The organism is Shewanella sp. MM_2022_3 (assembly GCF_022557375.1).
GTDB lineage: Bacteria > Pseudomonadota > Gammaproteobacteria > Enterobacterales > Shewanellaceae > Shewanella > Shewanella xiamenensis.
The window spans coordinates 1-20784 of the sequence record NZ_JAKZGV010000015.1; the positions used below are offsets into that span (position 1 = coordinate 1).

Here is a 20784-nt window from a genome sequence, read left to right on the forward strand (position 1 = left end):
ATACTATTCAGAATTAAAGATAACGACAACGAGTTGTGATGAACAATACCAAATGGCGTGAATGCATTAGTCTCTTAGCGTCACACAGTGTTTACCTACAATTACGACTGGTAGGTGAGGCTGATTTTCCATTGGATTATGAAGTATCAAATGAAGTGATATCTCAAATACAGGCAAAAGACTGCGTATTTGTAAGACGGGTGATTGACTATAAGTCCATCGCGGCTATACGGATTGTTAAGATACATTTACCGCCTTCAGCTAAACAGATGGATGTGATGACCAAACTCAAACAAGAATTATCACGCTTAGGCCAATTACCTATTATCGAAAATACTGAATTTATCACTATTAATGGATATTAGGTCGATTAGCTGTTTGAGGTGCTGCTGTTTTTGCTTAGGTTAATGCTGCGAATGTGACCACTGGCAGTATCAGCAAACTACCAGCGGTATGATTAACGAAGAAAAGGGGATTAGCTAAGGTATGGATCTTAAATGGACTGCTAATTAACACTGGATTAATTGTTAAAGTTGCACCGTAAAAATAGGATCTTTGCCCGCGGTGACACTCCCCTGAGCTTTGTCTAAATACTTCACATCTTCCATATTGGCAAGCACCACGGGCGTGAGTAAGCTGTCTACTTGGTCTTTAAGATACTCAATATCAAATGACAAAATCGGATCGCCTACTTTGACCTCTTGACCTTCTTCGGCTAAACGACTAAAGCCACGCCCTCTTAGCTCGACAGTACCAACACCAAAGTGAACAAATAGTTCTAATCCTTGAGGTGATTCAATACTAAAGGCATGATTAGTTTCGAATATTTTACCGATAGTACCATCAATAGGCGCAACAATCGTGTCGCCCTTAGGCGCGATAGCAATGCCATCACCGACAATCTTTTCTGCAAAAACGACATCGGGGACTTTTTCAATCGCGACTATTTCCCCATTGACGGGGGCGTAGACCATAATGCCACCAGCAAGTTGTGGCTGTCCTGATACCAATCGCCTTATGCGGCTTAAAAATCCCATAATGTGGTGCCCCTTTGCTTGTTTTTGTTGTTCTGTGTTGGTCTGTAAAGCAGCATAACCAATTAAATGTACTATTTACAGTTTGTTATACACTGTTGCAGATCTGAAATTCTATTTTGCTGCATCGCAGTGTGCGCTAACGCAGAAAATTTCGCCAGTTCACCTTGGCAAATGGCTGCCTTCACCTCTAGTAATGAGCTTAAGTTAACGCTGAGTTCATCCAGCCCCATTCCCACGAGTAGCGGAGCGATGTGTGGCGAGCTGGCTAATTCACCACAGAGTGATACTGTGACCTCGGCTGCTTTGGCTTGAATGATTGTCATGTTTATCAAGCTTAAAATCGCAGGTGAAAGGGAAGGGTAATCCCGTGTCAGTTGTGGGTTGGTGCGGTCTGCTGCCATGGCATATTGTGTTAAATCATTGGTGCCTATGCTGACAAAATCCAGCCTTGGTAGCATAGAGGCTAAATTCAACACCGCCGCGGGCGTTTCTACCACTATGCCATAACTCAGTTCACCATAGCCTTTTTCTTCGTCTTCGAGGGCATCCTGGCATTCGGCGATAAGCGTAAATATCTCATCTAACTCTTCCACTTGATTGACCATAGGAAACATTAAGCGAATCGGACCGTGATTTGCTGCCCGTAAAATGGCACGAAGTTGGGTCTTAAATAATTCTGGGTGCGCTAAGGTGTATCTCACCCCACGTTGTCCTAAGGCGGGATTATCTTCTATGTCTTGGCATAAGCAGGGGAGTTCTTTATCGGCGCCAATATCTAAGGTTCTGATCGTAAAAGTTTTACCACCTAGAGCATGCAGAGCCTCGCAGTAAAGATTGTACTGGGCTTTTTCATCCGGCAAGGTGCTGGTATGCATTAACATAAATTCAGTGCGGAATAAGCCTATTCCATCGGCCCCTTCATCTTTGACATGGGTGATCTCATTCAAATTGCCGACGTTTGCCAGCAGGCGAACCTGATGTCCGTCCTGTGTTTGAGCCGGAACATCGCGATAAGCTTGAAGTGCCTGACGTCTTGCTTGTTCATGGTGCAGGGTCACGGTTAAACGAGCTTGTTGCTCAGGCTCCGGATTGACATAAAGCGCTCCACTTATTGCATCGAGCACTAATGGGGTGCCATTAGGGATGAGCTCTGCATCGAACTGACAACTTAAAATAGCGGGTATACCTGCTGCACGGGCCAAAATAGCGGTATGACTGGTGAGTCCACCGGTTTTAAGCACAATACCGCTGATGTGCTCTTTAGGGAGCAAGGCAAATTCTGCTGGGGTGAGATCCTGTGCTAGCAGTATCGTAGGTTCACTCAGGTGAGTTAAACCTTGGTCCAAACGGCCATTAATCGCGGTGACTATGCGCTGTCCAAGGCATCGAACGTCTTGGGCTCGATTGGCTAAATAGGGATCGTCTAGGGACTCGAGTTCATTCGCTTGATGGGCAAATATTCGCTCAACAGCGACACTGGCGGAAAGTTGTAAGGTGCGAATGGCTTCTTTGACTTGTTCTATCAGTTCTTCATCATCAAGGAGTAATAAATCGGCTTCAATCAGTTGGTAGTTTTCGCTGTCAGGATCGAGCTTAGTTTGGCTTAGACTGAGCTGTTGTTTCAGTGTTTGTAACGCCTTAAGAAACTTACTTTGTTGCTGCGGGATCCTAGAGAGCGGAATTGGGCGATAGTCGAGGTGGTTTTCGCAATGATTAAGGTGTAAAGCCTTACCGAAGGCTATACCCGATGACACAATAATCCCCGTTATCGACATAGTCATTCCTAATGATGTTGGGCGGTTCGCTAACTTAAGGTGATTAACAAGGCCGAGACTTTTTCGACGGCTTCCTGCGCCTGCTCTCCCTCGGCGAAAACCCTGACAGTGACACCATGGTATAAACCTAATGTTTGTAGTTTAAATAAGCTCTTAGCACTGGCTTGCTTGCCGTTACATTCAACCAAAACGTCACAATCGAAGGTCTTTGCTTCTTTCACCAATAGTGCCGCAGGGCGGGTATGAATACCATGTTTCGCGGTGATAGTGACAGATTTTTCGTACATAGTGGGTTAACTCTTTATGAATATTATGGCGCTTCGTTCGACTCTATAATCTTATAACCGGCCTTTTTTAAGGCAGCAATGGCGCCTTGGAGGCAATTTTTCTTCACGAGAATATAGTCAGTATCAAAGGTTGAAAGGGCGAAAATACTGATTTGCACATCGGCTAAGGTGCTGGCAATTTTCGATAAAATACCCGTTAATGAAAATCCTAGAGGGCCTAACACTTCTAGACAGCTCCAGTTAGTTTCTTGCTCTAAGCTATCAAGCGCAAGCTCACTAGGCACAACCAAGGTCAAACCTTCTTCTGTTTTGCAGATAAAATACACTTCTTCAGCAAAGACTTCGGTAGGAATTTGCGCCTTAGGGCTAAAACTGTGAATGGTATATTGCCGGGTATGTACGGCTAAGGTCATACGCATAGGCGGTTCTCCTTTGGCGAGGTGAATGCAAGTTAGGAGTTTACCTTATAACATGGATTCCTGTTTAAAGGACATTGTTCTCAAGTGCATCCTCAATCAGCCCGCATTTCGTATGCTAGGGTTGGTTGTGTCGTTTCATTAGCTAATTTTAAAGCAAGAGAGGACGTTTTTATACGTCCTCTTGTTTGCTATTGAAAACATTCGCTAGGTTAGATTTTAAATTGCCCTAAGGTATGGGACATATCCTGGCTAATATCCTGTAATGATTGTGCTGCTCGGCTATTACTGTCATTGGCTTTTACAGACACTTCGGTTAGCTCTGAAATATTACAGATATTACGGTTAATTTCCTCTGTCACGAGGGATTGCTCTTCTGTCGCACTCGCTAACTGAGTGTTCATATCGCTGATGTGGGCAATTAGCCCCAGAATTGCGGCCATGGCTTGCCCAGCCTCTTGAGCCTTAGCTTGTAATTCTTCTGATTGATGTTGGGTTTGGCTATTGCTTTGCATCACAGAGCCCACACCGGTTTGAATTTCAGAGATAATTTTTTGGATCTCATTGGTCGAGTCTTGGGTGCGATTGGCTAAGGCTCTTACTTCATCTGCGACAACGGCAAATCCTCGGCCATGACTACCCGCACGAGCAGCTTCAATGGCGGCATTAAGTGCCAACAAATTGGTTTGTTCAGCAATGCCCCGAATCACATCCAAAATACTGCCAATTTGACCAGAGGCTTGTCCCAATTTTTGAGTGATTGCTTCTGATGCTTTCAGCTCTTGGACCAACTTCTCGGTATCGCGCAGCGTATTGTCAATCACAGCTTTACTTTGCTGTGCCTGATTTTTCACACTGGTGGCGGCATCGGCGGCCTGCTGGGTATTGCTCGCCATCTCATGGGTTGTAGACAGCATTTGATTAACTGCCGTTGCTACGCTACCGGTTTCACGGTGGATATGTTCCGCACTTTGGTTCGACTCCTCAACGGCAAGCATTAACTGTTTAGCATCGTTGTCGAGCGATTTTCCTAGGGGTTGCAAATGTCCCACCATATCGCCAATTTTTTGGGCGAAAAGGTTAAAGGCTTGGGCGAGATGAGCAACTTCATCTTTGCCTTGAGTGCTTAAACGCTGGCTTAAGTCGCCTTCGCCTTGAGCGATATCTTCAAGGGCTTCAATAGCATCATTCAATGGTGAGGTAATCGAATGATTAAGAACAAGGAAAAATGCAAAAATAGGTACAGAAATCAAAAACATGATAATCAGATAGTCGATCATCACATTGTAAAGACTCTCTTTTACGTCACTGAGATAAGCCCCTGTGATCACAGTCCAGCCCCATTGTGGGTAGTAGCGGGCTTCGGCCAATTTGTCCTCAACAATTTTTGAAACAGGATTAGCAATCGGATATTCCAGCATGGCTTTGTCATGTTGCCGAGCTTGAGACAGCATCGTAGTCAGCGGATTAGTGCCATTGGGGAGTGTGAAATTTTGTGCAGAGGTACCGATTAGGCTGGCATTTTCACCATGGGCTAGGATTTGGTTGTTGTCATCAATCAGAATAAAGTAACCAACCCCCGCATAACGGGTTTGGTTAATGAGGTTCGCAGCAGCTTTTTGAGCCTCTTGCTCGCTCATTTTTCCGTTAACAGCATCTTGGCGATAAACGTCTATCACACTGAGGATACTGCCAAGTTGACCATCGATTTGTAACCATTTTTGTTCGATCAAATTACTGTATTGTTCTTTAATCGAAAAACTTGCAAAACAAACAGTTCCAATGGCCGCCATCACTAACATCATCATTAGACGTTTTAAAATGGTGAATTGGCGCAAAAAAGTGATCATCTGGAGTCCTCGGGCGCAAAAATAATGTTCAACAATATACCTGCGAATGTTTTTTAATAGAATATTAGCGGGTTAAATTTCATATAAACTGGTAAACAATATGGGGTTTCTTTGATCTTAAGCAGGATCTTTGCAGGCCTTCTCCTGAGTGATGATTTTATGGCTTATTTTGAGGATATTTCATCAGTCTAATCGCATGTGATGAAGTATTTATTAAATTCAACAACTTACCATTTATTAACAAATTCAATCATGATAACTATATCTAATTAGTTGTTTTAATTTTGATTTTTTACCGTTTTACGCGCAAGATTAATCAACTGTTATGTTTGAGAATCAATTATGACTACAAATACGATTGTGACTTCTGACGATATATTGTTGAAGTTATGCCACTCTGTTGCCCATGTATTATCGAGTACCAGCGCAAGCCATGTGAGCCATGCTGGTATGGTACAAAGCATTACCCGTACCCGCTTAAAACCCGACTTAGGATGTTTTTCGATTTTTGATGGGGGATTTTCAGGGCTTGTTGTTATTAACTTTTCCGCTGCTGCGGCTATCGAAATCTACCGTCGCTATATGCTCAATATGGGCATGCCTGAAGAGGAATTAGCCTTTTCCCATACTTCTGATGAAGTGGGTAATGTGATGGGGGAGTTAATGAACCAAATTTTAGGTGACTTTATTAATAAAGTCTCTAAGGAATTACAAACTTCCATCAGCCAAAGTCAGCCAAAAATGTTAACGATAAACAAAGAGTTGACTATCTCTATTGATGCAAACTTGGATGATGCTGTAGCAAGGCGAGTGTCCTTTAAAACCGAAAATAATCACATTTTCTACCTTGAATTTGCGATGGATAAGACCGAGTTTATCAAACTGGATGAGTTTGAATATGATGAGGAGTTTGACCCTGATAGCTTACTCGAACAGCACGGCGTGAGTGGGACGCAAGCTTCAAATTTTGAAAGCACTCCTTGGAGCCGAATGGCGGACAAGCCCGCGATAAGTCAACATCATACCAATGTGGACGCCGATGATTTACTCGATGAATTAGGGATTTAACTTCTATCTGATTAAGAGAAAATAAATGCGACTCAGCTAATTATTAGTGAATGCAAAGCTGTGAATAGCGTTAGCGGTTTTTTTGAAGCATTTATTTTCTCTAGTCTGTGTTTTTAGTCACACAATCATAAGCCGCATTATCGTGGTTAAGCACCCAGCGTTAAGGTGTGCGGTTAAGTTAGTTTAGCTTTCAATAGGTTAAAGCAGATTAACTCGGTTAACTTGTTAGACAGTTGTAAACCCTTCGGCTATACAAGTCATTAGAACTGTTTTAGTATCCCCCAAAATAATAATTATGGTGACCTCCGTTATGGCATCGAAAGCGACCTCAATTGATATTGCTTATCGTGCTGGTGTATCCCAGTCTACGGTTTCCCGAGCCCTCAGAAATAGCCCGCTTGTCAACTTAGAGACCCGTCAGCGGATCCAAGCAATTGCAAAGGAACTTAACTACAAGGTTGATAAAAACGCCAGTAATTTGCGTACCCAAAATAGCCATACTCTGGCGCTGTTATTGTGTGAAGACCCGACTAATGATGATTCCCTTATCAACCCATTTTTTCTGTCGATGTTAGGCTCAATAACAAGGGCAACTGCGCAACAGGGGTATGATTTACTCGTTTCATTTCAACAACTTTCTAGTGATTGGCATGCCGACTACGAAGACAGTAATAAAGCTGATGGCATTATTTTGCTGGGCTACGGCGATTATATGGATTACGAGCAGAAGCTTGAAAAGTTACTCGCTCAGCATACTCATTTTGTGATTTGGGGCGCCGAGCATAACAATAAATCCGTATTATCCATTGGTTGTGATAATCACCAAGGTGGCCTGATAGCCACTGAACATTTGATTTCCCTTGGCCGTAGCGCTTTTGCCTTCTTAGGTGACGCCTCTAGTCATAGCCCAGAATTTAGGGACAGATATTTAGGTCATGTCAAAGCCTTACAAACAGCAGGATTACCAGTGGTGGCTGAGCGGCAAATTTCAGCCATTAGCACCGAAAGTGCTGGTTATGATGCGGCGATGGCATTAATAGAAAAAAGGCTTACGTTTGATGCGATTTTTGCCGCTAGTGATTTGATTGCTATTGGTGCCATTCGCGCCTTAAAAGAGAAGGGGATATTAGTGCCAGAGCAAGTGGCTGTGGTGGGCTATGATGATATTCCTGTGGCAAGTTTTGCTAATCCACCACTGACAACCATCAAACAAAATACTCAGTTAGCGGGTGAGATTTTAGTCGAGAGTTTGCTCAAGCTTATTCGCGGTCAGGCGGTAGGCCCTCAATTGATCCCAACCACCTTAGTCGTTCGCAGTTCCTGCGGGATTGACCACGCATTGCTAGGCTAAGCTGTCTCTGTATTGATTTACGCGATTAAGCCAAGTGTTTGCTAGCACTTGGCTTTTTATGACAAGTTTGGCTGGTGTATGGTGTAAAACTGGTCAACGCTGAGTGGATTAACCTCTGGCATATTGACGCAGAAACTTAGGCACCTCAGCTTTACTCTTGCGCATCACTTTTTGCATTAGACTGAAGGGTGGTTCGGCTATTGCAAAGTCCTGTTTCAGATCCGCTAACATTCGTAGCCATAAGTGTCCCGTCATTTCCGCATCAGCAAGCGCGCGGTGAAAAGTCCCCTCGGTCGGCAGTTGTTTATAGCGTACTAACGTTGCCAGTTGATGATTAATGGCCTCTGGGTACAAGCGCCTTGCCAACAGGAGAGAACAGCCAAACTGGCCGGAATATTGGTGACCAATTTGAGCAAATTCAGCATCAAGAAACCGCTGATCGAATGCGGCATTATGGGCAACCAAATGGTGCTTGCCGATAAACTTGGCAAATCGTGACATTACCTCGGCGCAGGGCGCTGCACGTGACAGCATTTGATTGCTGATCCCGGTGTAATCTTCAATAAAGGTGTTTATCCGAAAACCTGGATTCATTAATTCTGAAAAACGCGCAGTGATTTGGCCTTGTTCAATCAATACCGCGCCAACCTCAATAGCTCGAGCGCCTTGACTGGGCGAAAGACCCGAGGTTTCAAAATCGAGGACCACAAGGGTATTAGCGGGCGAGTGGGCGGGTGTTTTAGGCATAAAAGTGACTACTTATTGGTATGGCAATGTTTGTAATATGCGTTTGTTGCATGGCCTATTTCACAGTTGGTGGCATATTAGACTAAACAAAAGTGGCTATCCATCAGATTGTCAAATTGCGATGCAATTTTTACTGGCATAAAGGGCGCGATAAGCGCATTTAGCACATCAATAACCCTTGTATAACAGGATGCTGCATTGATGGACGTCGACTTATACTCCTGTTGATTTTATTCAAGAAAAGAGACGCAAGTTCGCATCTGTGTATCTAAATCAACATGTAACCACTGAGTGGTAACGCTTCACGAATAGACCTGCTGCTAAGGGTTATTATCGACGATGTTATTTACGGCTTGGTTATGACGTCATTACTTGATGACTTGGGTTTAGAAACATTCAACACGCCCTAGCAACTTCGCATAAAAATACTGGTGAACATTAAGATTGCTGCTATTACTTTATAGGTAATGTATAGGACAAATGTGACACTCGCCTGTTAGCTCGACTTGGTCACCCCATGAGGTGTGTATGAAAGGAATTATTTTTAATGTGCTTGAAGATATGGTCGTGGCTCAGTGCGGTATGTCAGTGTGGAACGATTTGTTGGAAAAACATGCTCCTAAGGATCGCGTGTATGTGTCTGCCAAAAGTTATGCTGAGTCCGAGTTATTTAGCATTGTTCAGGACGTGGCTCAGCGGCTTAATATGCCGATACAGGACGTGGTAAAAGCATTTGGGCAGTTTCTTTTTAATGGGCTAGCCTCCCGTCATGTCGGTGTTGTAGACAAGTTTGACGATTTTACCTCCCTAGTCATGGGGATCCATGATGTGATCCATTTAGAGGTGAATAAGCTATACCATGAGCCTTCATTGCCGCACATTAATGGACAGTTATTACCGAACAATCAAATTGCGTTAAGGTACTCATCACCCCGCCGACTGTGTTTTTGTGCTGAAGGCTTGTTGTTTGGCGCTGCCGAGCATTTTAAACAAAAGATCCAGATCACCCACGATACTTGCATGCACACTGGTGCCGATCATTGTATGTTAATCATCGAGTTACAAAATGACTGACAGCGAAAATCCTTACTACGCAGCCTATCTGCGGGAAAAAAGGGCAAGGCAAGAGGTGGAGCAGTTGCTCGAAGACAGTACCCGCCAACTCTATGAGAAAAATCTGTTGTTACAGCAACAAATCGATCTGATTAAGCAGCAACAGCAATCAATGATCCAGCAGGAAAAATTGGCTTCCCTTGGGACTGTTGCTGCTGGTGTTGCCCATGAAATTAACAATCCACTTGCATATATTCTCTCCAACATCAATAGCTTAACTAACTACGCCCAGGATTTATTGGCGAGTATAGAGGGTGGCGATACACAGCAGATTGACCAGGCTAAGCTGCAATTTATCAAAGAGGATTTGCCTGAACTGGCAAGTGATACTTGCCAAGGCTTAATGCGTATAAAAGATATCGTTAATCATTTGCTCTTTTTTGCACGAACAGACTCGACGGGAAAATCTGTCATTCAATTAGCCGACGCTCTGGATTTCACTCTTAAATTACTGCGGCCAATCTTTAACAATGTATTGATAAAAAAAGAGATTTCGCATGTGCCTATGATTTTGTTTAATGTAGGTGAGCTCAATCAGGTGTTAATGAACATTATCGTAAATGCTTATCAGGCTTGCGATGTGGTGAGCGATAGGTCTTCAGAAATACGGCTTAAGCTCACTCAATCCAATACAAACATTTGCTTAACGGTTGTCGATAATGGTTGCGGTATGGATGAGTATACCCTCACAAGAATGTTTGATGCCTTTTATACCACTAAACCCGTTGGGACTGGGACCGGAGTGGGAATGTCTATTGTGCTTCAAATTTTGCGTCAGCACGATTGTACGATTGACGTCGCATCTGAGTTAGGCAAGGGAACTGAGGTAAAAATATATTTTCCAATCGATCCACAAGCGGTTTCAATGTCGTCTAGCGCTAAAATCTAAATAGGGTAGTTTGCTTCGAGATTGATCTTCAGCCCTAATTGATAGGCGTGATCTTGCATAAGAGATGTCATCAACTCGGTATCACGCAACTGAGGTAATAATAGTGGCCGGGCTTCCCATCTTGGTGCATGGCCAGCATCATTCAAATGAGCAAGGTACACACGTTTCGGGCTCTGATGCAGGGCAAAAAAACGCATGTTACAGCGTTCAGCAATTGATAAATAAGGCTCAAAATCAAGCTCATACACTTGCATTGCCTCAAATTCAGACCAACGAATATAGCGTGTGCTTTCATAGTATTGAGCGGGTAACAATGCTTCAGGCTTGATGCTATCAAATAAATTGATGACATCTTGCATCTGTTGCAGTTTTATCATTGTTTGTTCCATCAACTCCTTGCTCCTTTTTTTTGCTATTTTTATTTATTAATCAATTTGTTAAATGTTAATTGATTATCGACTTATCGCGCCATAGTCTATCCGCTAAACCTGAGGCGCGCTGGGTAGCTTGCAAGCTAGCACGCTCGAAGACTTGCTGTGTACCTAAACAGCTAAAGTGTTGTTTTGCACGGGTAATAGCAGTGTAAATCAGCTCTTTGGTGAGCAATTGCCACTGTACGAGACTAGGATTTGGCGGGAGCACTAGGGCGACTCGATTAAATTCACTGCCCTGACTTTTATGTACCGTCATGGCGTAACAGGTTTCGTGGCTAGGTAGCCTTGCGGGTAGCACTTTTAGCAGTTTGCCATCGGCCTTAATAAAGTGGGCCATCAGTCGGTCAGCTCTCTCTTCATCCTGCAAAATCAAACCAATATCGCCGTTAAACAGACCTAAGTTATAGTCGTTGCTTTGGATGATAATCGGGCGCCCGAGGTAAAACTCCTGCTGCGGCTGAATAAGTTTGGCCTGTGCTAACGCCTTCGTCACCGCAAGATTAATCCCTTCGACACCATAATCGCCGGTTCGCATGGCGCACAAAATGCGATATTGATTAAATTTGGCAATCGCCTCCATGGCGCTTGGCGGGCAAAATGGCTCACTCGTGTGTATTGTGGTGGCGTGCGTTGGTTGTAATAGGCGCAAATAGTCACCGTATTGGTCACAGGCCTGTGCAAGTAGCGCTTTAAGTCCGGTATTACTGCTAGGTTCACTGATTTTTGCTTGAGTTTGGCTGTGATCTACGCTGTGTTCTAGCCAGGTTAATTCGGCCAGCCCCCTTTGCCAAACGGATAAAATACCTGCGAGATCGGCACGATTGACTGCGCTGGCCAGCAAGCCAATCCCCGCATCGCCTTTAAATCGATGGCTGTGGGTTAACATACACAGGCTATCGCCAATTTTAGGCTCAGCGTGGATAAAGGGGGTTAAATTAAAGCCCGTGAGCGCGGTTAATTGTTCGGCCTGTGCTTGGCTATAACGCATTTTCCATTCGGTATGTTGCATCGAGGCTTGCTTAAGTCCGGCGCAAATATCGGCAAGTACGGCGCCTGCCTCAACTGAAGCGAGTTGGTCCTGATCCCCTAGCAATATTAAGCCTGCGTGTTCCGGCAATGCGCTAAGCAGCTTGTACATCATAGGTAAATCGACCATGGAGGCTTCATCCACAATCAAAAGATCGAGCCGTAATGGGTTGCCTTGATGATGGCGAAAATGCGCTGAGTTGGGGATGACACCCAGCAGGCGATGTAAGGTTGATGCCTCTTCCGGTACTTGCTTAAGCGCGGCTAACAGGGCTTGGGTTTCGTGGTTTTGCGCCAGTTCGTTTGTCGCTTGAGCCTGCTTAAGCTCCTGCTCGAGTCTCGCTTTAGATGCCTTAATGGATTCGCTTAAACGGGCGGCCGCTTTGCCTGTCGGGGCGACAAGTCTTATCTGCTTTGGTGACCCTAATTGTTGTAACAACAGCAATTTAGTCACCGTGGTGGTTTTACCTGTACCGGGGCCACCAGTTATCACCGCCAGCTTTCTACCGAGCGCAGTAGCGGTGGCGACCTTTTGCCAATCGATGTTTGCTTCAACGGTGTGGGTTGCACTTGGAAATAAGCAATCCAGTTGCCTGCGTAGTTGTAAAAGTGACTGATTATCCGATGCTAAAGGCTGCGAGGGCGTTAACGAAAGCGCCGTCGCTGATAACCTTGTTAAGGCGCTGGCGACTTGGGTTTCAAAATGATGATAACGCTCAAGATAGAGTCTACCATCTTCAAAAATCAGTGGTTTATTGCTATTTGGTGCACCAATGGCGTCAAAGTGTTGCAGTGCGTCAATCAGTTCAGTAAGGCTTAAACGGATTTGACAGCGGTTTACTGGCTCTGCCATCGGATTGGTTGGCACTATATATTCGAGCACTAGACAAGTATGTTGGGCCGACAGTTGCTGACTCAACAGGGCGCACAGCAGCATAAACAGTGGCTCTTGGGCGTCATTGGGGTGAAGACGGGCCATCTCGAGGGCAAAATGGCGATCAAGTGCAGTGATAAGCCGCTCTTTTTCCCAATATTTGAGCAACTCAGCCAGTGGTGCTTTAAGTCTCAGCGCGCCTGTATTGTACCAATTGGCTGCAAGGGCTGTGGCGTTATTCATTTCGGTGCTATTCATATCGGTGCTGTGGTTCATGCCATCGCTTCCGTATTATGTTGACTCATATGGCTTTCATCTTGGCTGCGGTTAAACAGCGCATCTAAGGCGAGAATGAGCGCCTTAGGTGGCTTATCGTAGTAAACACCAAAACCGGGATACTGAACCGACATTCCCCGTAAAAACAAGTAATAACAGCCGCCGATATGGGTATCGTAGTCATAGTTTGGCAGTCGCATCGCCAAATAACGATGCAGGGCGAGGGAGTAGAGAATGTATTGCAAATCGTACCTATGATCGCTAATCGCCTGCTTAAGCGCACCATAATGGTAGGCCTGAATCGTGTCGCCTAAATGGTTTGATTTATAGTCGGCGATATAAAACTGACCTTGATATTCAAAGGTTAAGTCGATAAAGCCCTTGAGCATGCCCTGTAATTCATCAAAATGCAGCGCGGTATCGTAACCAAATTGCCCGAGGAGTTGATTAAGCTCTGCATCTCTTAATTGATTTAAAGGCAGGTAAAACTCCATCTCCACTAAGGTGTGCTGTGGCGCGAGCGCGGCTAAACAGAGATCGGGATTGATGAGCTGATTATCCTGCGCCATCAATGCCAGCGGTGCCTGCAATATTTCCATATACCAGTCTTGCAATACGGTTTGCCACTCGGGGGCGATACCATATTGCAACATAGCCTTAGGTAACTCACGCGGTAAATCGATTTCGGCTTGAGTAAAATCAATTAACTCAAGCACTAAGTGCATAAAACTCCCCGCATTGGCGCCGCGCTCAAAGCTAAAGCGATTGAGTAGCGGCAGTTGTGGCACATCAGCGGTATCTTGCCATGAGGATTCACTTAGGCTATTGGCGGGTTCTGCGCCAAATACCGCGCTAACTTCATCATCGGCGCCCGGACTGGCTTTGGCGTGGGGTGCATTTTTGACTAAGCCAGAATAACTGCCTACTCGCCATGGGGTGCGATACGGACGGGTGACGTTACGGGCATTTAAGGTGTGGGATTGCATTTCACCCGTGTGCAGCTTGCTATCAGCAATGTTGTCACCAACACACTCAACGCTGATCGCTTGTGCATTCGACTCGACACCATTAAGCAGCGCCTGCGCCGCACTGTGCAGACGAGCAAAATCACAGTTGGCATCGGTAATGCCTAAAAGGTAACCGATAGCGGTTTCATGCAATTGGCTTTTGATCCCGGCTTTTAACATCCGGCTATGGTTAGCGATGTACAAATAACACAGGTACACGGGGCGGGTGAGCGCCACATAAAGTAGGCGAAGATCTTCGGCTAAGGTTTCTTGCTTTGCCTGCTCCCAGCCTTCGTCTGTGCCTTCAATATCCCATACCAGCTCCTGTGCCCCATCCGCATCGGTTCTGTGATAGAGCATGGGTGTCGGGCGGCGGCGATTATCCCGCGCAAGGCTAACAAAGGGGATAAAACACACTGGGTATTCCAGCCCCTTACTTTTATGGATAGTCACGATTTGCACCAGATTTTGCTCACTCTCAAGGCGAAGCTGCTGCTCATCTGCCCCTGTATTATCAATTAGTTGTTGCTCATACCAATTGAGTAGGGCACTGATGCCATCAATCTCAGTGGCCTTTTGCTGCAACAGCTCGGCTAAGTGGCGAAAATCTGTTAGTCGCCTCTCGCCATTGCTCGCCTCATCGGGCTCTTCGCTATCTTGGTCGGCAGTGGCTGTAAAGCTGGGTGTTTGCAGTAGCCGTGCCACCATATGGGTAGCGTTGGCTAAGCTCAGCAGCGCCGGCATAATGCCGCGCTTTTGCCAGATCTGATGTAGCGCAAAAAACTGCTCAAGCAACATTTGGCGCTGCTCTTCATCTTGGTTAAAGGCATGAATTTGCTCGGCGCTATAGCCAAGTAGCGCGGTGGCGAGCGCGCTGCGAAGGGCGCGCTCATCCTTGGGACTGGCTAATGCGCGCAAAATTAGCGCCATTTCCCGCGCTTCAACGGTATCAAACACACTATCGCGGCTTAAAAATACCGCGCCAATCTGGCGTTTACTGAGCGCCGTTTTCATCACCGCGGCTTCGTTTCTATCCCGCACTAAGATGGCGATATCTTTGGCAATTAATGGCCCTTTTGGTGTATGGCATTGGCCATTGGCGGCCTCTGTGAGTAAACGGGTGATCTCGGCGGCGGTATCTTCGGCCAAGGTTTGCCTGGCGCTGGCTTTATTCAGCCCCGTTTCGCCCTCGCGTAACAGTTTTAACCGCAGTGCGGCACTATTGGCTGTACTTTCTATTAACTGTTTTGCCGCCGCACTGGCGGGTGTTTTTACCCTGTCAAAGGGAATCGATTGACTAATAAAAGGATTGGGATGCTGGGCAAATAGGTGATTCACTCCCGCCACCAGATTACGACTGGAACGATAGTTAGTGTCGAGAAAATAGTGCGCCTGGGTTTGCCTGCGCGCCTCGATATAGGTGTAAATATCCGCGCCGCGAAAGGCATAAATCGCCTGTTTAGGATCACCAATCATCAGCAGGCTTAATTTGCTATCCACAGCCGTACTTGGTTTGGCAGTCGCCGAATTTTGCGCTTCAACCCCCAAACGGGTTTGATAAATCCCCGAGAAAATCGCAAATTGCAAAGGATCGGTATCTTGGAATTCATCGATTAAGGCCACAGGGAAGCGACTTGCTACCGCTTTGGGCAAAGTATCGGGATTGGCCTGCATCGCTGCGGCTAAGGTGGTCAGCAAATCATCCGGTGTCAGCACATTTTTAAGCTGCTTTTGCTTAGCAAACCGCTCGCTGATCCCTTGTTTGGCGCTGAAGAGAAATGCGGGTTTAATGGCGTTAATTAGCGTGGCTAATTGCTCCATATGGTCAAGCAGTGGTGCTTCACTGGCACTTGGGAGTACGCCGCCTTTATTGAGCTTAAGCTCTGATAGTGACAAGGCCTCAAGCACTTTTAGCGGCGGTAAGCCATGACCAAAGGCGATAAAGTTATCCAGTTGGTCGAACATTTCCGCCAATTTGGGGTAATTGTCGCTCGCCTTACCAAAGCGCTGGCCATTAAGCGGCAGGCTATGAAGTAACTCTAACAGCGCGTCGCGGCCACGCGGCCAGGCGAGTTTAAAGCGTTGCACACTCTGGCTTAAGGATTCTGCCAAACGAGCAAAGGGCTGCACGGGTTTAAGCGGTTTTGCCTCACTGGCACCGAGCAACGCCCGAAGCTGCTTGACTAAGCCATCGGGATCGCCAAATTCGCTGGCAATAATCTGGGCTAAATATTCCGGCAGCGGATAGCAGGCTTCACGCCAAAAGTCCCGCACCGCATGGTGCAAAAACTCGCTGTCGTCTAAGGTAAAATCTGACTCGAACAGTAAAGAGGATTCGAAGGCGAGATCGGCTAAGATCCGTTGGCAAAAACCGTGAATGGTAAAAATCGCCGCTTCGTCGAGTGATTTGAGCGCTAAGTCGAAACGTCTTAGGGCGATAGCGCGCTCAGATTCTGGGGTTTTATCGTACAACGCCTGTACAAAGGGATCGTTAATTTCGAGCCCTAAGAAACACTTAAAAGCCACTTGTATACGGCGGCGAATTCTGTCCCTTAATTCTTCGGTGGCGGCATTGGTGAAGGTTACTACCAGAATTTGTTCGCAACTCAGTGGTTCGCTTAAGCCATCCCCAAGCAGTAGTCGCAGATACAAGCCCGAAATCGTATAGGTTTTACCTGTGCCCGCACTGGCCTCTATCAATCGGCTACCACCAAATGGCAGGGTGAGCGGATCTAATGGCAGCGCCTGTGATGTAGTAGGAAGTATCATATTGTTTGATGGTGCACTCATTGCTGCGCTCCCTCTGATGTGGCGGCTTGTGGTTCTGCATTGAGCACAAACTCCTCAAGTTGGGCGAGGGTGTCTTTATGGTACAAGCTCAGCATGGGTCGATAGATCTCGTCGGCCAGTTTGCCAAAATTTGCTTCGGTAAAATCCTGCGGAAACCGAAATAGCCGCTGGTAATGGGGATCGGTGCCTTCGCCAAGCTCACCTTGTTCGTCCAGCCATTCGCTTTGCGCCGCCTCTAGCCGCACACTGTGTTGACTATCGTGGTTGCCATCAAGTTGACTGGTTTTATCCTCATTGATCTCTGCACTGGCGTAGGCAAGGGAGGTTTTGGGCATAAAACACAGCGGATGCAACTGTCCCTGATAAAAATGCTGTAACAAGTGAGCCAGTTGATCATGGGCCTGCTTTGGCGCAATCGGCGAGAGGGCGTGAAAATGCCCCATATCGAGGAGATAGCTAGGTTGCAGATGATCACTAGGCTGAGTTAGTCCTGCGGCCATTAAACATAAATGGCGCAGATACAGCGCTAAAATATCCCGCCCATGGGCACTGCCGGGGCGACAACTGACCAAGCCTTTTGGACTGATATCATCAATGCGACCTTCGAGGATAACGCGCTTGGTTTTTACCTGATTCCCTGCGTTCTGATGAGGTAACTCAAAGGCGAGCCGAATATCCGCATGGCACGGGGGGACATCGCCACGCATAAATAAGGTTCTGCCGACAAGCGGCGCGATATCATGGCTATATTGGCGCAGCAGCAGATCATCAAAGGGCTGCATGGGTAAATTACCACTGGCTTTTAAGCGTTGTAATAGTTCGCTACTGGGCTGCGCCTGTCCTTGTTCAGCGCCTTGTTCAAGCGCATCATCGAGCAACCTTGCCTGTAACAGATAACGCTCAAGCGCATTGAGGCTAAAGGGCTCATCATTATCATCCGCTTGAATATTCAGGTTTAAATCAACCTTTAGTGTGCGGTTAAAGAAATATTGCGCGGGATTGCGAAAGAATCGGATAAAAGCGGAGATATCGACATGGTCTTCTTCGCTTAGTGGCTCAATATCTTGTTGAATATCACTATCCCCAATCGTGTCATCTTCGAGCACGATCAGCGTGTTGGCATCAATAAAACGACGCTGGAGTGACTGTGTGCTGATGTCCGGTGGGCACCATTGCTGGCTGTAACTTTGTTTTATCGCCTGCGCTTGCGGCTCTGTTGACTGATACAGTTTAGGATCAAAAGGTTGTAGCGGCTGGTGGCTTATGATGGTCTCAAGCAATGCCTGTTGGGCGGCTTCATTACCTACGGCTGGAGTTTCTGCTGCTAATGTTGCTAGTGTTGCAAGCGATTCTGGCACATAACACAGCTGGCAATATTCAATCAGCTCGGAGACTAGCATAGAGGGAATGCGCTCCGAGTTATCCCGCTCACTGCGGCCAATATAGCTGATGTAAAGCTGTTCCCGTGCCGAGAGTAGTGCTTCTAAAAACAAGTACCTATCGTCTAATCTGCGGGAGCGATCGCCTTTGCGTGCACCAAAATGTGCCATCAGATCAAAGCCCACAGGATGTTGCATGCGCGGATATATGCCATCATTCATGCCGAGTAGGCACACCACCTTAAACGGAATCGAGCGCATCGGCATTAAGGTACAAAAATTTACACTGCCCGCAAGATAACGCTGGCCAACCCGTGACTCGGTTAAGCGCTGATTAAACCATTGTGCGAGTACTTCGATGCTTAAGTTCAAGGCGTTTGAGTGTAAGCCGCTTTGGTCTAAAAAATTGGGGTTAACGTCGTATGCCGTTGTATAGCTGTCAGCAGGGCTGGCGGCCAGTAACTCTTGCTCTAAGGTGGCAATGGCGTCGCGGATTTCCTGTAACTGCTCACGCTCATCCTCATCGGGGGCGTAAAAAGCATTTAACAGTTCAGTCAGTTCCAATAAACGCTGGCAAGGCACTTGAGGCTGGGCTAATTGCAGTGTGGTTTCATCGAGGACTTCAATAAAGTTCAACAGTTTGCCAAGGGCCTGTGCCGATTGGCCTTCTACCCCTGAAACCACTAAATAGCTTGGTGCCTGTGGGCTTGCTTGATACAAGGGGGCATCGTCCCTTAAGGCATAGCCCAAGATTAACCGTTTGATGCCAAAGGCCCAAGAATTTTGCTCAAAGGCAGGCACGCCCTGTTTAACACGGCTTTGCTCATCGCGCCCCCAACGCACACCGGCTTCATCTAACCAACGGCGGATCAGTGGTAGCTCGTCTTCTTCGAGTTGAAAACGCCGTAAAATCGCTGGCACTTCTAAAATGCTTAAAATATCGGTCAGTCCGAAGCGACTCTGATTAATATTGAGTAAATTCAAAAAGCTATTAATGAGTGGCGATTCCTGCGCCGCACCGCGGTCGGCAATGGCGTAGGGGATATATTCGAGCCCCTGTTTGGCGGCAAACACCGCATCGATATAGGGCGCGTAGGCGGCGACATCTGGCATCATTACCACAATATCTTTAGGCGTGAGTTGGTTGTCGCGATCCAGCAGGTCGAGTAAATGATCGTGCAAGGTTTCGACTTCGCGCAGCGGGCTATGGCAGCTCTTGATTTGAATCGAATGGTCGCTGTTTTTTAACACTCTTCGATTGGCAACGTTTTGATATAGCTCGGCATCAGGCCCGAGTACGCGGTCGAGGGTTTGCATTTCTAATATATCGTATTGCACCCCGGCCAGCATGTTGGCATTGCTATGCGGATCGTTAGGATCGCCGCAGGGCTCGCAGTACACATCGTCGCCAAAATCGCAGTATTCGGGCGGGAGTTCGAGCAGCATATCGAGTAATTCGCGTCCCATTTTGCCATTGTTGGCAAGCAGCGGATTGCCGACCTCGAGTTTATCCTCCCATTGCTCGGCCAATTGGCGTTTGCCAGCATATTGCAGTGCCATTCGCGCTCGATGCCGAGGATCGATAATATCGCCCCAATAATGCTGGCAGGGGCTGAGGTTAAGGATGATGACATCAATTCGGCCCGCGAGCTGGTGGAGCACGTCAATGGTTTGTGGGGCGATAGACGAAATGCCAAACACAAATAAACGCTCAGGCAATTTGGCAATGGAATGGGTGCTATCAGCCAGCGCGGCAATTAAATCCTGATGTAAATTGGCCCTGTGGTAATGGCTTTGACGCAGTTCATCACGGTTGAAGGCAATCAGCGCCCGCCAAAGAATAGGTTGCCAGCGTTGTTCCTCATTTAATTTGAGTGCATCGAGTGGTTCATTAGCTTCCCATGCGGCAATCCAGTCGGGGCGGTAAACTAAATATTGGTCGAAGATATCGGCGATACGGCCGCAGAGCTGATAAAGCTTAATATTATCGGCGGCGATTGAGTTTGACGCTTCAAGTTGATTATTTGTTGTGCTCGAGTTGGGGCTGCTTGACTCAATATGACCTAAATAATGCCGCAGTGGCCCAAAGGATTCCTCCTCAAGTAGGCGAGGCAGTAGCTGCATTAATTTCCAGGTCATTGCCGCTTTAGTAAAGGCGTTTTCCTTGGGGACATTGGGCAGTAAATCGTGGCACAGTTGCCAAATAAAACTGGAGGGCAAAGGGAACTCAAGCGCGGCGGCAATGCCATTTTGTTTCGCAATTTCAAGGCGTAACCAAGTCGACATCCCAGGGCTTTGCACCAAAATATGCTCGCTTTGCAATAACGCCGTGCCGGGTAGTGGTTGGCGCAAATATGCAGCGAGATGGGCACAGAGCACTTCCATTTGGTTGGATTGGATTAACTTCAGCATATTCGACTCACGATTTGGGATTGCTGTTATGCATAGCCAATTGCTTTTATGCA

15 protein-coding genes are annotated in these 20784 nt (G+C 46.6%); 5 read left to right on the top strand and 10 right to left on the bottom strand.

The features are described 5' to 3' along the window. Positions 1 to 38 precede the first annotated feature (38 nt). Positions 39 to 365, top strand: a complete 327-nt coding sequence (locus MMG82_RS10330) for a hypothetical protein (RefSeq protein WP_088585512.1) — start codon at positions 39 to 41, stop codon at positions 363 to 365. 162 nt (positions 366 to 527) lie between these two features. Here MMG82_RS10330 and crr read toward each other — a convergent pair whose 3' ends face one another. The 5 genes from crr to MMG82_RS10355 all read right to left on the bottom strand — a co-directional run bounded on the left by crr (position 528) and on the right by MMG82_RS10355 (position 5365). After that, a complete protein-coding gene (gene crr, locus MMG82_RS10335) occupies positions 528 to 1037 on the bottom strand; it encodes a PTS glucose transporter subunit IIA (protein ID WP_037418261.1) in 510 nt (169 codons plus the stop codon). 71 nt (positions 1038 to 1108) lie between these two features. After that, the gene (ptsP, locus tag MMG82_RS10340; protein ID WP_037418258.1) at positions 1109 to 2812 is read right to left on the bottom strand and encodes a phosphoenolpyruvate--protein phosphotransferase; all 1704 of its coding nucleotides are present in this window, start codon (positions 2810 to 2812) and stop codon (positions 1109 to 1111) included. A gap of 29 nt (positions 2813 to 2841) precedes the next feature. Further along, complete coding sequence (locus MMG82_RS10345; protein WP_037418255.1) at positions 2842 to 3099, bottom strand: HPr family phosphocarrier protein; 258 nt, start codon at positions 3097 to 3099, stop codon at positions 2842 to 2844. Between the two features lie 23 nt (positions 3100 to 3122). Next, positions 3123 to 3518, bottom strand: coding sequence for an ACT domain-containing protein (locus tag MMG82_RS10350; protein WP_037418252.1), 396 nt, complete (start codon positions 3516 to 3518; stop codon positions 3123 to 3125). A gap of 209 nt (positions 3519 to 3727) precedes the next feature. Next, a complete protein-coding gene (locus MMG82_RS10355) occupies positions 3728 to 5365 on the bottom strand; it encodes a methyl-accepting chemotaxis protein (protein ID WP_241406818.1) in 1638 nt (545 codons plus the stop codon). Positions 5366 to 5707: 342 nt separating this feature from the next. Between MMG82_RS10355 and MMG82_RS10360 the strand changes: the two genes are divergently transcribed. Further along, complete coding sequence (locus MMG82_RS10360) at positions 5708 to 6433, top strand: DUF3334 family protein (RefSeq protein ID WP_241406819.1); 726 nt, start codon at positions 5708 to 5710, stop codon at positions 6431 to 6433. Between the two features lie 310 nt (positions 6434 to 6743). Next, positions 6744 to 7784 carry a LacI family DNA-binding transcriptional regulator gene (locus MMG82_RS10365; RefSeq protein ID WP_037418242.1) on the top strand — a complete coding sequence of 347 codons (1041 nt, stop codon included), beginning with the start codon at positions 6744 to 6746 and terminating at the stop codon, positions 7782 to 7784. A 108-nt stretch (positions 7785 to 7892) separates the two neighbouring features. On the opposite strand, the gene MMG82_RS10370 is transcribed toward MMG82_RS10365, so the two are convergent. Beyond that, complete coding sequence (locus MMG82_RS10370) at positions 7893 to 8531, bottom strand: 3'-5' exonuclease (RefSeq protein WP_241406820.1); 639 nt, start codon at positions 8529 to 8531, stop codon at positions 7893 to 7895. A 528-nt stretch (positions 8532 to 9059) separates the two neighbouring features. Between MMG82_RS10370 and MMG82_RS10375 the strand changes: the two genes are divergently transcribed. Further along, positions 9060 to 9605, top strand: coding sequence for a heme NO-binding domain-containing protein (locus tag MMG82_RS10375; protein ID WP_037418059.1), 546 nt, complete (start codon positions 9060 to 9062; stop codon positions 9603 to 9605). After that, positions 9598 to 10533, top strand: coding sequence for an ATP-binding protein (locus tag MMG82_RS10380; protein ID WP_241406821.1), 936 nt, complete (start codon positions 9598 to 9600; stop codon positions 10531 to 10533). Before MMG82_RS10375 ends, MMG82_RS10380 begins: the two co-directional genes overlap by 8 nt. Here MMG82_RS10380 and MMG82_RS10385 read toward each other — a convergent pair. The 4 genes from MMG82_RS10385 to recC are packed head-to-tail and all read right to left on the bottom strand — an operon-like array spanning position 10530 to position 20731. Continuing rightward, positions 10530 to 10922, bottom strand: coding sequence for a hypothetical protein (locus MMG82_RS10385; RefSeq protein WP_241406822.1), 393 nt, complete (start codon positions 10920 to 10922; stop codon positions 10530 to 10532). The two genes, MMG82_RS10380 and MMG82_RS10385, sit on opposite strands and share 4 nt — an antisense overlap. Positions 10923 to 10977: 55 nt before the next feature. After that, entirely contained in the window at positions 10978 to 13143 is a 2166-nt protein-coding gene (recD, locus tag MMG82_RS10390; protein ID WP_241406823.1) for an exodeoxyribonuclease V subunit alpha, read from the bottom strand. After that, a complete protein-coding gene (gene recB, locus MMG82_RS10395) occupies positions 13140 to 16940 on the bottom strand; it encodes an exodeoxyribonuclease V subunit beta (RefSeq protein ID WP_241406824.1) in 3801 nt (1266 codons plus the stop codon). Before recB ends, recD begins: the two co-directional genes overlap by 4 nt. Next, complete coding sequence (gene recC, locus MMG82_RS10400) at positions 16937 to 20731, bottom strand: exodeoxyribonuclease V subunit gamma (protein WP_241406825.1); 3795 nt, start codon at positions 20729 to 20731, stop codon at positions 16937 to 16939. The genes recB and recC overlap by 4 nt, the downstream gene beginning before the upstream one ends. Between the last annotated feature and the right edge of the window lie 53 nt (positions 20732 to 20784).